The following is a 13,596-nucleotide window of genomic DNA, read 5'->3' as shown; positions in this document are numbered from 1 at the left end:
GGTCGTTGCCGAGTACAGACTCCGCCCCGGCCCTGCCGTTCCGCTTGCGTACCGCTAACGCCCCGCCGCCAGCCGCGCAAGCTGCTCCGCCGCCCGCGCCGAACCTTCCGTGAAGCCGGCCGCCTCGGAGTCGGCGGCGGCGCGTTCCAGCTGGTGGGCCGCCTCTTCGAGCCGTCCGATGCCGGCCAGCGCCTCGCCCCGCACGATCCGCAGCTGGGCCTGGACGACCACCGCGTCGGGCGCGACGAGTTCCCCGGCGCGAAGGACGTGCGCCAGCGCCTGCTCGTACTCCTCCGCGCCCAGGCAGTGCGCGGCCAGGTGCTGGAGGGTCAGCACCTGCGTCGACGGGTGCCCGATCCGGTCGGCGAGCGCGACCGCCTCCGTCATCAGGGCGCGGGCCCGCGCGCACTCCCCCGTCGCGTCGAGGACGGCCGCGTGGTTGACGACGGCGATGGCCTCGCTGATCGGATCACCGGCCAGCGCGGCGAGCCCCGGCGCCAGCTCCAGGTGGACCAGCGCCTCCGCGTGCCGCTCCTCCTGGTGCAGGATCCAGCCGAGCAGCGCCCGCGTCCTGGACTCCGCGTCGGGGTCGCCGGCCGCGACCGCCGAGGCCAGTCCCGCCTCCAGGAGCGGGGTCCAGCCGTCCTGGAGCCGCATCAGCATCAGCGGCCAGGCCACCAGGGCCAGCCGCCAGGCCCGGTCGTGCAGCCCGAGGGCGGCGGAGGCGGCCACCGCCCCCTCCAGGGCGGGGCGCTCGGCCGCGTACCAGTCGAGCGCCGCCGACCGGCCCTCGAACTCCGGGACCGCGGCGGGCCGGCGCACGTCGGCGGGCAGCGCGTAGCAGGGCTGCGAGCCGGGTTCGGCCGCCGCGTCGGCCGCGAGCCCCGCGTACAGGTAGTGGTCGACGAGCCGGCGCAGCCCCTCGGGGTCGGCCTGCGGCGCGAGGCCGCGGGCGTAGAGGCGTACGAGGTCGTGCGGGGTCCAGCGGCCGGGCACCGCCTCCGTCAGCAGGTGCGCGGCGGCCAGCCGCTCCAGGTCGGCCGTGGCGCGCGCCGGGGTGGTGCCGGTGAGCGCGGCGGCGGCGAAGTGGTCCAGGTCGGAGCCGGTGTGCAGGCCGAGGGCGCGGAAGGCGCGGGCGGCGGACTCCGGGAGCTGCTGCACGGTGAGCCGCAGCGCGGCGGAGACGCCGACGTCCTCGACGTCGAGGAGGGCCAGCCGGCCCTGCTCGTCGGCGAGTTCGCCGGCCATCGCGCCGAGGAGCCGGCCCGGCCGCTCGGCCAGCCGGGCGGCCGTCACCCGCAGCGCGAGCGGCAGCCCGTCGCAGAGTCCGGCGAGCCGGGCGGCGGCGACCGGCTCCGCGGCGACCCGCGCCTCGCCGAGCACGGTCGCGAGGAGCGCCGTCGCCGCGTCCGGCGGCAGCTGGCCGAGCGGCACCGGGCGGGCCGCGTCGGAGGCGATGAGACCGCCGAGCCGGTCCCGGCTGGTCACCACGGTCACACATGCCTCGCCACCCGGCAGCAGCGGCCTGACCTGCTCCGACGAGCGGGCGTTGTCGAGGACGACGAGCATCCGGCGGCCCGCGGTGAGGCTGCGGAAGAGCGCCCCGCGGCCCATCGCGGTCTCCGGCACCCGCTGCTGCGGCACGCCGAGCGCGAGCAGGAACTCGCGCAGCACGACGCCCGCCTCGGGCGCCGGGGTGTCGCTGAAACCGCGCAGGTCGGCGAAGAGCCGCCCGTCGGGGAAGTCGTCCGTCCGCCGGTGCGCCCAGTGCACGGCGAAGGCCGTCTTGCCGACCCCGGCGGGACCGGTCACCAGGCAGACGGGTCCCTCGCCCGCGCCGGCCGCCCGGTCGAGCAGCCGGGTCTCCGCCTCCCGTCCGGTGAACCCGCGCGGCGCCCTCGGCAGCAGTTCGGGCACGACGGAGGACTCCGGGGCGGGCGGCTCGGGAAGCGGCTCCGGCACCGGGGCGAGGACCGCCCCCTGATCGCGCAGCAGCCCCGCGTACGTCTCGCTCAGCGCCCCGCCCGGGTCGACGCCCAGCTCCTCGGCGAGCAGCCGGCGGGTGCGGTGGTACCAGTCGAGCGCGTCGGAGCGGCGGCCCGCCCGGGCCAGCGACGTCATCAGCGCGGCGGCCAGCGACTCGCGCAGCGGGTGCGCGACGGCCTCGGTCCGCAGCACGGCGGCGGCCCTGCCGTGCTCGCCCAGCTTCCCGTACGCCTCCGCCAGCGCCTCCACCGAGGAGAGCCGCAGCTCCTCCAGGGCGGTGGCGGCCGCCTCCAGCGGCCCGCTCGGCACGGTGCCGGTGAGCGCGGGGCCCTGCCAGTACGACAGCGCCTCGCGCAGCATCCGTACGCTGTCGGCGGCGTGCCGCTGCGCGCCCGCGAGGCCCACCAGCTCCTCGAACCGGTGCGCGTCGACCAGCGATTCCGGCATCCGCAGGAGATACGCGGAGCCCTGCGTGGTGAGTTCGACCCCGTACGCCTCCGCCCCGTGCGCGGCGAGCAGCGCCCGCAGCCGCGAGACGTGGCCCTGGAGCACCGTCTTGGCGTGCGTCGGGGGCTCGTCCTCCCACAGCGCGTCCATCAGCGCCGTCACGTGCACGGACGTGTTGGGGCGCAGCAGCAGCGCGGCCAGCAGGCTGGTCCGCTTCGCGGGCCCCGGGGCGACGTCGCCGCCCTCCGTCACGACCCCGACGGATCCGAGCAGCCGGAACTCCACCCGTACCTCCGCGTTCCCTGTCCGCCGCCACCGGCAGTCGAGAATACGCGTCGCGTCCGCCCCGACCTGCACCGATCCCGCCGCCGTCTCGGGATTCGGCCGAAACGGGACGTTCGGTCAGCCGGCGTCGGGGGGCGCCGCCCGGCTCAGCTCGCGCTCCAGGGCGCGCTCCACCTCCGTCAGGGGGACCTCGGGGCAGAGGCGTTCGGGGTGGCCGTCGGGCGGCGGGCGCAGGGGCTCGGGCGGCGGGGACGGGGGCGGGAGCCAGGGCGGCGGCGGGCCCGTCCCCGCGAGCCCGAGCCACATCCAGCCCGCCGCGGACAGGGCCCGGCCGACCGCGGCGAGCAGACGGCGGACAGCGGTCACGCGGGGACCGCCAGGGTCGCGGGCGTGCGTGCCCGGTCGGCGGACCAGCTCCACAGGCCGGACACCGCGCGCATGTCCAGGTCGTGTCCCTCGGTCCAGACGCGGGCCGCCGCCGTGAGGACCGACTGGCGGTCGGCCTCCTGCGTGCCCGGGCGGGCGGGCAGCAGCGGGGTCGCGGCACTGGCGCCGAGGCGCACCGCGCGGTGGCGGCGGGCGAAGGCGGTGAGGGTCTGCCGGGGGCCCGCCTCGATCAGCAGGACGTCCTCGATCGCGAGGAGTTCCTCCAGGGCCTCCTTGAAGCGGACGGTGTCGGTGATCTGTCGGGCCCAGAAGCGCGGGTCGAGCGCCTGCTCCGCGCCCATCAGGGTCCCGGTGTAGCCGGAGTAGAGGGGCAGGACGGGCTCGCGCAGCGGGATGCGGCGGTAGTCGGCCTCGACCCGCTCGGCGGCCGGTGCCATGGCGGGCGAGTGGAACGGGCTGGAGGCGGGGACCTCGACGACGGTGTGCCCGTCGGTCCTGAGCCGGCCGCGGACCTCGGCCAGCGGCGCCGCCGGGCCGGCGAGCATGACCTGCTGGGCGGTGTTGACCGCGGCGACGACCACGTCGCCGGTCAGATAGGGCGCCACCCGCTCCTCGCTCGCGGCGACCGCGAGCATGCCGCCCTCGGGGATCCTGACCGCCTCGCGGACCCGGGACATCACCATGGAGACGGCGTCGCCCAGGGAGACCACCCCTGCGAGCGTCGCGGCGACCAGCTCACCCGCGCTGTGTCCGAGCAGCGCGGCCGGGCGCACCCCCCAGCTCAGCACGAGCCTGCCGAGGGCGTAGTCGACGGCGAACAGCAGCGGCTGGGCGCGCCGTACGTCGTCCACGGGGATCCGGGGGCGGCCGGGGGTCAGCCAGTCCTCGCGCACCCGTCGGCCCTCGTCCCCCATGTGGGCGAAGACGGCGTCGACGGCGGCGGTGAAGACCGGGTCGCGGCCGTACAGGCCGGTGGCCATGCCGGTGTGCTGGGATCCCTGGCCGGGGAAGAGGAGGGCGACCGGGCGGGGCCGGCCCGCCCGCCCGGCCCGCGCCTTGTGGACGCTCGCGGCGGCCAGCGCGGAGACGGTCACGGCGGCCCCGCGCACCGGGCCCACCGGGACACCGCAGGGCACGGCGGTGGGCAGGGCGGGAAAGGCCTCGCTGTGCGATCCGTCCAGCAGGGCGAGCAGTTCGCCGCGCACCCGGGCCTCGTCCTCCTCGTCGCGGCCCGACCACAGGAGCAGGCGGTGGCGCTCGGGTCCGGTCTCGCGGCGGCCGTGGACGAGGGGGCGGACGGGCGGGAGGTCGTCCTCGGCGTCCGCCGTCAGGTCGAGCACGCCGACGATCCGCTCGGAGTCGGCGACCGCCTCGGCGGCGCGGCGGACGGCGTGGACGGTGACGGTGCCGGGGTCGGGTTCGCCGAAGCCCGCGACGACGGCGAGGTCGGTGGTCCCGTCGTGCAGTTCGCGTGCCGCGCGGCGCAGGGCGCGACCCGCGCTCGGCTCGGTGCGGACGGTGAAGCCCTCGTGCACGGAGGGCAGTTCGCCGAGGGGGCAGCCGATGTAGACGGTGGTGCGCACCGGCAGCCGGTCGAGCGGGCGGCCGAAGGCGCGCAGCACGGCGGAGAGGGCGGCGGGAGTGGCGACGAGCCGCTGCGGCTCGGCTTGCGGGTGGGTGTGACCGGTGCTGACGATCAGCCTCCGGACGACCGCGCTGGACGAGGTGAGCGACATGGTCCCTCCTGCGGGCGCATGGTCCTGGTGAACGGGGAGGTGCGGCGGCCGGCCCGCCCGAGGGGGGATGCCCGGGCGGGCCGGCCGGATCGGGGGCCGGTCAGGCCGCGGCGGCCTGCCCGGCGTTGACGAGGGCGAGGAGCGCCCTCGGGGTCTCGGCGTCGACCACGGCGTCGTCCGGTATCTCGATGCCGTAGTCGCGCTGGATCTGGCCGATCACCTGGAGCAGGGCAAGCGAGTCGTAGCCGAGCTCCATGAACGGGGTGTCGATGACGTCGCCGTCCAGGTCGACGCCCTCCTCCTCGCCCGCGCTCTCCCGCAGCATGCGGGTCAGGTCGGCGAGGGTGACGGCCGTGGTGGTCGTGGAGGCGCTCATGGTGGGTCCTTTCGTCTGATGGTCGGCGTGCCGGGTGTGCGGTGCGGTGGGTGCGGGTTCCGGGGTGGGGGTCGGGTGCGGGGTGGGGGGCGGGTGGCGGGTCGGGGCGGTCAGGGCCGGCGTACGACGAGCGCCGAGTTGAATCCGCCGTGGCCCCGGGCGAGCACCAGGGCGGTGCGCAGCGGGGCCTCGCGGGCCTCGGTGACCAGGTCGACCCCGTGCTCGGGGGCGGCCTCCGTGACGTTGGCGGTCGGCGGGACGACCCCGTCGCGCAGGGCGAGGAGGGCCGTGGCGACGTCGAGGGCCGCGCCGCCGGCCAGGAGACGGCCCGTCATCGTCTTGGGGGCGGTGACGGGTACGGCTCCGGGGCCGAAGATCCCGGCGAGGGCCGCCGACTCCGCGCGGTCGGCGGCCGGGTCGCCCGAGGCGTCGGCGAAGACCACGTCGACGTCCTCGGGGCGGACGCCCGCGTCGGCGAGGGCGCTCTCCGCGGCGCGGCGCAGCCCCGGAGGGCGGCCCGAGCCCGGGGCCGGGTCGAGGGTGGCGGCGTATCCGGCGATCTCGCCGTACACCTGGGGCACTCCGCGTCCGCGGGCCGAGCCGGCCTCCTCGATCAGCAGGATCGCCCCGCCCTCGCCGGGGACGTATCCGGCCGCCCGCGAGGAGAACGGCAGGTAGGCGCGGTCCGGGTCGTGCACCGTGCTCATGAGGCCGGAGGCGATCTGCGGCACCCAGCCCCAGGGGCAGAGCGGTGCGTCGACCCCGCCGGCGATGGCCGCGGGGAAGCCCTTGCGGATGTAGCGGCGGGCCTGGCCGATCGAGTCGATGCCGCCGGCCTGTTCGGTCAGCAGGACGCCGCTGGGGCCGCGCAGCTTGTTGCGGATGGAGATCTGGCCGGTGTTGACCGCGTAGAACCAGGCGAAGGACTGGTAGGCGCTGACGTACTCCTTGCCCTTGCTCCACAGGTTCTGGAGCTCGCGCTGGCCGAACTCGACCGCGCCCCCGGAGGCCGAGGTGACGCATCCGACGCCGTACTCGGGGAGTTCGGCGGGGTCCATGCCGGCGTCGGCGAGCGCCCAGTCCGCGGCGGTCAGCGCGAGCCGCGTCATGTGGTCGGTCTGCGGGATGAGCCGGCTGGGGATGTGCTCCTCGGCGACGTATCCGGGGACCTCCCCGGCGATCCGGGAGGGATAGCCGGAGGCGTCGAAGCGGGTGACGGGGCCGAGCCCGGACTCGCCCGCCAGCGTGGCCTTCCAGTACTCCTCGGTGCCGAGGCCGTTGGGCGCGGTGATGCCGAGGCCGGTCACCACGGCGGGGCCGCTCATACGTTTCTCCTCTCCGGGCGGGCGAGCACCATGGCGCTCTGGAAGCCGCCGAAGCCGCTGCCGACGCTGAGCACCGCGTCGGGACGCGCCTCACGTGCCGTCAGCGGGATGTAGTCGAGGTCGAGTTCGGGGTCCGGCTCGTGGAGGTTCGCGGTGGGCGGCAGGATTCCGTGCTCCATCGCGAGGGCGCAGGCGGCGATCTCCAGGGCGCCGATCGCGCCGAGCGAGTGCCCGATCATCGACTTGATGGAGCTGATGGGGGTGCGGTACGCGTGGTCCCCGAGGCTCCGCTTGAAGGCGCCGGTCTCGTGGCGGTCGTTCATCTTGGTGCCGGAGCCGTGCGCGTTGATGTAGCCGATGGCGTCCGGCGCGAGCCGGGACTCGCGCAGCGCCACGTCGATGGCCTCGGACATCTCGCGCCCGTCGGGCTTCAGCCCGGTCATGTGGTACGCGTTGCAGCGCGAGGCGAAGCCCGCGATCTCGGCGTAGATGTGCGCGCCGCGCCGGCGCGCGCTCTCCAGCTCCTCCAGGACCAGGACGGCCGCGCCCTCGCCGAGCACCAGACCGCTGCGGGTCCGGTCGAACGGGCGGCAGGCGCTCTCCGGGGTGTCGTTGCGGGGGGTGGTGGCGTGGATGGCGTCGAAGCAGGCGGAGGTGATGGGCGAGATGGGCGCCTCCGTGGCGCCCGCGATCATCACGTCGGCGGTGCCCTCGCGGATGAGTTCGACGGCGTGGCCGAGGGCGTCGAGGCCGGAGGTGCAGCCGGTGGACACGACGGCGGCGGGACCCTCGGCGCCCGCGGCGCGTCCGACCTCGGCGGCCATGGAGCTAGGCACGAAGTGCCGGTAGAGCTCGGGCACGGCGTAGGTGTGGTCGACCGTCCAGTCGCGGCCGCCGTTGCTGACGACGACGTACTCCCGCTCCAGGCTGGTGGTGCAGCCGACCGCGCTGCCGAGCGAGGTGCCGATGCGCCCGGGGTCGAGCGCGGAGGTGTCGAGACCGCTGTCGGCGAGGGCCTCGCGGGTGGAGACCACCGCGAACTGCGCCGCCCGGTCGAGCCGGCGGATCTCCTGCGGGGTGAGCCCCGCGGCGGCGGGGTCGAAGTCGCATTCCGCGGCGACCTGGGAGCGGAAGGGCGAGGGGTCGTAGAAGGAGATCCTGCGGGTGGCGGTGCGTCCCGAGGTGAGCAGGTCCCAGTACTCCTTGACACCCACCCCGCCCGGCGCCACGGCGCCCAGGCCGGTGATGGCGACTCTGCGCACGGCTACCTCGCCTCCGACGGGGCCGGGTGCGCCGCTGCGCACCGGCCGAATGGAACTGTGGGGGTCACTGTCGATCCCTTCGTCCGTGACACTCCTGAATCGATGCGGCGACCGGGATGGTTCAGGGTCAGGGCCTCCCCGTCCCGGCCGGCCGGTACCGGTCCGGCCGTGCGCTCGTGGCGCGCCGCCGTCCCCGGTGCAGTCATGGAACGGCGGGGCTCTCGACCGAGGCTCGCGTGCGCGTGGACCTGTCGGGACCCGGTGCCGCCGAGCCGCTTCCACGGCCTACGTGGGGACGTTGCCGTGCTTGCGGGCGGGCACCTCGGCCTTCTTCGTCCGCAGCATCGCCAGGGAGCGGATGAGCACGCTTCTCGTCTCGCCCGGTTCCACGACGTCGTCCACGAGTCCGCGCTCGGCCGCGTGGTACGGGTGCATGAGTTCGCTGCGGTACTCCTTGATGCGCTGCTCGCGCACCGCCCCGGGGTCGTCCGCGGCGGCGATCTCGCGGCGGAAGATGACGTTGGCGGCGCCCTCCGCGCCCATCACCGCGATCTCGTTGGTGGGCCAGGCGAAGGAGAGGTCGGCTCCGATGGACCGGGAGTCCATGACGATGTACGCGCCGCCGTAGGCCTTGCGCAGCACGAGGGAGACGCGGGGCACGGTCGCGTTGCAGTAGGCGTAGAGCAGCTTGGCCCCGTGCCGGATGATGCCGTTGTGCTCCTGGTCGACGCCGGGGAGGAAGCCCGGGACGTCGACGAGGGTGACGAGCGGGATGTTGAAGGAGTCGCAGGTGGAGACGAAGCGGGCGGCCTTCTCCGAGGCGTTGATGTCGAGGACGCCGGCGAGCGAGGCGGGCTGGTTGGCGACGATGCCGACGGGCTGCCCGTCGAGGCGGGCGAGCGCGCACACCACGTTCGTCGCCCAGGCCTCGTGGATCTCCAGGTACTCGCCGTCGTCCACGATCTCCTCGATCACCCCGCGGATGTCGTAGGAGCGGCCCGGGTCGGCCGGGACGAGGGCGGTGAGCGCGTCGGTGCGCCGGTCGGCGGGGTCGTCGCCGCGGGCGGTGGGGGGCAGTTCCCTGTTGTTGGCGGGCAGCAGCGCCAGCAGGAAGCGCACGTCCTCCAGGCAGGACGCCTCGTCGTCGTGGACGAAGTGGCTGACGCCGGAGGTCGTCGCGTGCACGTCGGCGCCGCCGAGGCCGTTGTGGGTGATCCGCTCGCCGGTGACGGCCTGGACGACGTCGGGGCCGGTGATGAACATCTGCGCCGTGTCGCGCACCATGAAGACGAAGTCGGTCAGGGCGGGCGAGTAGGCGGCGCCGCCGGCGCAGGGGCCGAGCATGACGCTGATCTGGGGGATCACGCCGGAGGCCGCCACGTTGCGCCGGAAGATGCCGCCGTATCCGGCGAGCGCCGTGACACCCTCCTGGATCCGGGCGCCCGCGCCGTCGTTGAGGCTGACCAGGGGGGCGCCGGACGCCTCGGCGAGGTCCATGATCTTGTGCACCTTGGCGGCGTGCGCCTCTCCCAGCGCTCCGGCGAAGACCCGGAAGTCATGGGCGTACGCGAAGACCGTCCGTCCGTGGACCAGGCCCCAGCCGATGACGACGCCGTCCCCGTGCGGCTTGCGCTCCTCCAGGCCGAAGCCGGTGGCGCGGTGCCGCCGCAGGGGTTCGATCTCGGTGAACGTCCCCTCGTCGAAGAGGAGTTCGAGGCGTTCGTGGGCGGTCAGCTTGTTCTTGGCGTGCTGCCGGACGGTGGCCGCGGGGTCGGGCCCGCGGCTCACCTCCTCCTTGAGGCGGCGCAGTTCGTCCGAGGCGCGCGCCAGGTCGGGGGCGGCCGGGGTCACCGTGAGCTCGTCGAGGATCGTCATTGACCGAACGTAGGAACGTCACCTCAAGGCACGGTGGAGCACTCCGCCGCCCCCGGGCGGCGGCTCGCGCGGCTCCGGGCGGCGGCTCGCGCGGAGCGCGGGGGCTCCGGGCGGCGCCGAGGACGCCGGGCGGCTCCGGGCGCTCCGGGCGCTCCGGGGTTCAGCCGGCGGTGACCTCCAGGTCGAGCGCGGGGTCCGCGGCGAGGACGGCCTGGTGCAGGCGCTGGAGGCGCGGCGAGGGCTCCAGGCCCAGCTCGTCGATGAGCGTGGTGCGCAGCCGCTGGAAGGACTCCAGGGCCCGCCAGGAACTGCCCGCGCGGTGCTGGGCGGTCATGAGGTGGGCGCAGAAGTTCTCGTGCATGGGGTTCCTGGCCACCAGGACCCGGAGCTCGGGGACGATCTCGCGGTGCCGGCCGAGATGCAGGTCCGCGTCGATGCGCCGCTCCAGCGCGGCCATCCGGTCCTCCTCCAGGCCCAGCACCTCCAGTTCGAGGACCCGGCCGACGCGGACGTCGACCAGCGCCGGTCCCTGCCACAGTTCGATCGACCGCCGCAGCAGTTCGGAGGCGGTGCGGTAGTCGCCGGCCTCGTGGGCGTCGCGTCCCGAGGCGGCGAGCCGGAGGAACTCCTGGGCGTCGACCCGGCCGGGCTGCACCTGGAGCAGGTAGCCTCCGTGCTGGGTGACGAGCACCTCCTTGGCCTGCCGGTGCGGGTCCTCCGCGAGGGCGGTGGCCAGCTTGCGCCGCAGTTGCAGGATGTACGTCTGCAGGGTGGTCGCCGCGCTGCGCGGGATCTCCTCGCCCCAGATCTCCTCCATGAGCGTGGGCACGGTCACGACCCGGTCCGCCTGAAGGGCCAGCAGCGCGAGGATCTGGCGAGGCTTGCCCGCTGTGGGGACCACGGAGACTCCGTGCTCCGTGGCGGTGAGCGGCCCCAGTACATTGATCTCCATCGTCCGTCATCTCCTCCGCGTCGGCTCCCCGTCGCACGAGCGCCTGGCATGTGGCGCTCAGCGTCCTACGAGCCTCGCATCCCCGGTGCCCCGCGCCCCAGTGAGCGGATCACGAAGGGGAACGTGAAAATGTCATGCCGGGTTGATGAACACGGCACTGGGCCTCGCCGGGAGCGCATCGCAGAATCCTGTCTCACGCAACGTCGAACGCGGACGTGGAGGGGCCGCCGGCCAAGACCGGCCCATGACGCCCCGGGACACAGTGTCCGACCGGCTCAGGAGGGGAACCCGTGATCGGCTCGACCACCATCGCTCCCGCACCTCACCAGCACCCCGGCACCGCGGACCCGCAGCGGACCGCCGAACGGCTCGCCCTGCTCACCGCCCGCACGGGCCTGGAGCCCGAGCTGGCGCAGCGCTACATCAGCAACCCGATGTCCGTCCTCGTCGAGTTCGGACTGGCCGCCGAGCCGGTCTACATGGAGATGACGGCCGGCGGGCCCGCGGGCCTGTCCCTGGAGGACCTGGACGGCGCGACGGCCGTCGAGGCCTCGTTCTGCAACTTCACCCACTCGCCGGCCGCGGCGGCGTCGTTCTGCCACTTCACCCACTCACCGGCCGCGGCGGCCTCCTTCTGCCACTTCACCCACGTGCCGGACGCCGTGGCGGGGCGCTCGTGACGGTCACCGATCGGGCGCCCGCCGCGCTCCCGGTGGGGTTCAAGCGCCATCTGCGGGTCGAGACGGTCAGCGGGGAGGCGGTCTACCTCCTGTCGGAGCGCGGGACGACCGCCCTGCGGGGCACTCAGGTGGAGATGCTGGCCCCGCTCCTGGACGGCACGCGGACGCTGTCCGCGGTGATCTCCGAGGCGGCCTCGATGGTGTCGGCCACCGACGCGGGGCAGCTCATCGCCGCTCTCGCCCGCGCCGGTCTGGTCGGCTACCGCGACCCGCGGGCGGACTCCGCCGCGGCGGCGTACTGGGAGCTCGCGGGTCTCGGCAGCACCGACGTCGACGCCGCGCTGGGGGCGACGCCGGTGCACGTGGTGGCGCTGGGCCGTACCGACGGCGGCGCGGCCCGGGCCGAGTGCGCCGCGGCGGGCCTCGCGCTCGCGCCGGACGTGGAGAGCGCCGGCTTCGGCCTGGTGCTGTGCGACGACTACCTGGAGCCCGGCCTCGCCGCGACGGACGCCCGGTTCAGGGCCGCCGGACTGCCCTGGCTGCTGGCCCGGCCGGGTGGGCCCGAGGTGTGGGTGGGGCCGGTGTTCGGCACCCCGGACGGGCCCTGCTGGTCGTGTCTGGCGCAGCGGATGCGCGGCCACCGCTCGTCCCAGGCCCCCGTGCGCCACGCGCTGGGGCTGCGGGGGCCGGTGCCGCTGCCGGAGGCGTCGCTGACGGCGGTCCGCATGATGGGGCTGCACTCGGCGGTCCTGGAGACCCTCAAGTGGGTGGCCGCGCTGCGGTACGAGGGGCAGGGCGCCGTGTGCAGGCTCGACACCTGGACGCTGCGCAGCACCCATCATCCGGTGACGCGGCGGCCCCAGTGCCCGCAGTGCGGCGATCCGGGGCTGGTGGCCGCGCGGGGCCGGCGGCCCGTGGTGCCGGAGTCGCGGCCCAAGGCCGCGGCGGAGGGCGGCAACCACCGGGCGCTGCCCGCGGCCGAGGTGCTCGCCCGGTACCGGCACCTGGTCGATCCCGTGACCGGCATCGTCGCCGGGCTGAGCCCGGCCCCGGGCACTCCCGACGGCCTCGACCGCTGGGTGTCGGGGCGGAACCTCGCCTGGCGGGGCCACGCGGCCGAGGGACTGCGGAGTCACAGCGGCGGCAAGGGCGTCACTCCGCAGGAGGCCGAGGCGGGCGCCCTCTGCGAGGCGGTGGAACGTTACTGCGGCACCCGGCAGGGCGATGAGGCGGTGGTCGAGGAGTCGTTCACCGGACTCGGGGACGCCGCCGTGCACCCCGACACCGTGCAGCTCTTCGCCGACCGGCAGTACCGCGACCGCAACGCCTGGAACGCCACCCACGGGGCGATGCACGCGGTGCCGCCGCGCTTCGACGGGCGGGCGACGCGCGAATGGACCCCGCTGTGGTCGCTGACCGGACAGCGGGAGCGGCTGCTGCCCACGTCGATGCTGTACTTCGGCCAGGGTCCGGACGGCGTCGAGCGCGCGCCCTGGGCCGACTCCAACGGCAACGCGGCCGGCTCCAGCCGGGAGGACGCCATCGTGCAGGGCTTCCTGGAGCTGGTGGAGCGGGACGCGGTGGCGCTGTGGTGGTACAACCGGCTGCGCCGCCCGGGGCTCGACCTGGACGCCTTCGACGAGCCGTGGCTGGCGCGGACCAGGACGGTGTACGAGAGGAACGGGCGGTCCCTGTGGGCCCTCGACCTGACCTCGGACCTCGGCATCCCGGTGGTGGCCGCGATCTCCCGGGTCGAGGGGGACGGCGAACAGCGGATCTCTTTCGGATTCGGGGCGCATTTCGATCCCCGTCTGGCGCTGCGCCGCGCGGTCACGGAGATGGCCCAGCTTCTTCCGCCCCCCACGCCATCAGGAGAATCCCTGGATGCGCGGGCGGAACTGCCGGCGGAACTGCGGAACTGGTGGTGCGAACGGACCGTGCAGAATCAGCCATATCTCCTTCCCGACCCCTCGGAGTCGGGACGGGTCCCGTCGAGCCATCACTACATTCCGCGCCCGGACCTCAAGGCGGACGTGGAGGCGGCGGAGGCGGTGGTCCGTGCTCACGGCATGGAAATGCTCGTGCTGGACCAGACGCGTCCCGATGTGGAGCTACCGGTCGTGAAGGTCGTCGTGCCGGGGCTCCGGCATTTTTGGGCCAGATTCGGCGAGGGGCGTCTCTTCGATGTTCCGGTGCGCATGGGATGGCTGCGGAAACCGACGCCCTACGCCGAGTTGAATCCGGTGTTCCTCTTTGTCTGATTCTCGGATTCTCACCGTCATCTG

General features: G+C 74.9%; 10 protein-coding genes. 2 read left to right on the top strand and 8 right to left on the bottom strand.

The features are described 5' to 3' along the window. Positions 1-54 precede the first annotated feature (54 nt). The 8 genes from ACF1BN_RS33595 to ACF1BN_RS33560 all read right to left on the bottom strand — a co-directional run bounded on the left by ACF1BN_RS33595 (position 55) and on the right by ACF1BN_RS33560 (position 10,631). Positions 55-2,718 carry a BTAD domain-containing putative transcriptional regulator gene (locus ACF1BN_RS33595; protein WP_392335372.1) on the bottom strand — a complete coding sequence of 888 codons (2,664 nt, stop codon included), beginning with the start codon at positions 2,716-2,718 and terminating at the stop codon, positions 55-57. A gap of 117 nt (positions 2,719-2,835) precedes the next feature. Further along, positions 2,836-3,084 (bottom strand): DUF6059 family protein, encoded by a 249-nt coding sequence (locus tag ACF1BN_RS33590; protein ID WP_389169818.1) that lies wholly within the window; start codon positions 3,082-3,084, stop codon positions 2,836-2,838. Further along, positions 3,081-4,841, bottom strand: a complete 1,761-nt coding sequence (locus ACF1BN_RS33585; protein ID WP_392335371.1) for an acyltransferase domain-containing protein — start codon at positions 4,839-4,841, stop codon at positions 3,081-3,083. The genes ACF1BN_RS33590 and ACF1BN_RS33585 overlap by 4 nt, the downstream gene beginning before the upstream one ends. Before the next feature lie 100 nt (positions 4,842-4,941). Further along, positions 4,942-5,217 (bottom strand): acyl carrier protein, encoded by a 276-nt coding sequence (locus tag ACF1BN_RS33580; RefSeq protein ID WP_392335370.1) that lies wholly within the window; start codon positions 5,215-5,217, stop codon positions 4,942-4,944. Positions 5,218-5,327: 110 nt separating this feature from the next. Then, positions 5,328-6,542: a ketosynthase chain-length factor gene (locus ACF1BN_RS33575; protein ID WP_392335369.1), complete on the bottom strand. Its 1,215-nt coding sequence runs from the start codon at positions 6,540-6,542 to the stop codon at positions 5,328-5,330. Further along, positions 6,539-7,804, bottom strand: a complete 1,266-nt coding sequence (locus tag ACF1BN_RS33570) for a beta-ketoacyl-[acyl-carrier-protein] synthase family protein (protein ID WP_392335368.1) — start codon at positions 7,802-7,804, stop codon at positions 6,539-6,541. The genes ACF1BN_RS33575 and ACF1BN_RS33570 overlap by 4 nt, the downstream gene beginning before the upstream one ends. Before the next feature lie 285 nt (positions 7,805-8,089). Next, positions 8,090-9,679 carry an acyl-CoA carboxylase subunit beta gene (locus ACF1BN_RS33565; protein WP_392335367.1) on the bottom strand — a complete coding sequence of 530 codons (1,590 nt, stop codon included), beginning with the start codon at positions 9,677-9,679 and terminating at the stop codon, positions 8,090-8,092. Between the two features lie 160 nt (positions 9,680-9,839). After that, positions 9,840-10,631, bottom strand: coding sequence for a BTAD domain-containing putative transcriptional regulator (locus tag ACF1BN_RS33560; protein WP_387278185.1), 792 nt, complete (start codon positions 10,629-10,631; stop codon positions 9,840-9,842). Positions 10,632-10,921: 290 nt separating this feature from the next. Here ACF1BN_RS33560 and ACF1BN_RS33555 point away from each other — a divergent pair, with 290 nt between their 5' ends. After that, positions 10,922-11,311 (top strand): hypothetical protein, encoded by a 390-nt coding sequence (locus tag ACF1BN_RS33555; RefSeq protein WP_392335366.1) that lies wholly within the window; start codon positions 10,922-10,924, stop codon positions 11,309-11,311. Next, positions 11,308-13,572, top strand: a complete 2,265-nt coding sequence (locus tag ACF1BN_RS33550; protein ID WP_392335365.1) for a TOMM precursor leader peptide-binding protein — start codon at positions 11,308-11,310, stop codon at positions 13,570-13,572. Before ACF1BN_RS33555 ends, ACF1BN_RS33550 begins: the two co-directional genes overlap by 4 nt. Positions 13,573-13,596 lie beyond the last annotated feature (24 nt).

The sequence above is a fragment of the Streptomyces sp. NPDC014861 genome (genome assembly GCF_043081625.1).
GTDB lineage: Bacteria > Actinomycetota > Actinomycetes > Streptomycetales > Streptomycetaceae > Streptomyces.
Note: the sequence above shows the minus strand (reverse complement) of the source record. Positions and strands in the feature narration are given on the sequence as shown.

Bases quoted from the DNA above. Each gene is read 5' to 3' on its own strand.
- ACF1BN_RS33585 (WP_392335371.1), bottom strand. From the start codon at position 4,841: ATGTCGCTCACCTCGTCCAGCGCGGTCGTCCGGAGGCTGATCGTCAGC.
- ACF1BN_RS33580 (WP_392335370.1), bottom strand. From the start codon at position 5,217: ATGAGCGCCTCCACGACCACCACGGCCGTCACCCTCGCCGACCTGACC.
- ACF1BN_RS33575 (WP_392335369.1), bottom strand. From the start codon at position 6,542: ATGAGCGGCCCCGCCGTGGTGACCGGCCTCGGCATCACCGCGCCCAAC.
- ACF1BN_RS33565 (WP_392335367.1), bottom strand. From the start codon at position 9,679: ATGACGATCCTCGACGAGCTCACGGTGACCCCGGCCGCCCCCGACCTG.
- ACF1BN_RS33560 (WP_387278185.1), bottom strand. From the start codon at position 10,631: ATGGAGATCAATGTACTGGGGCCGCTCACCGCCACGGAGCACGGAGTC.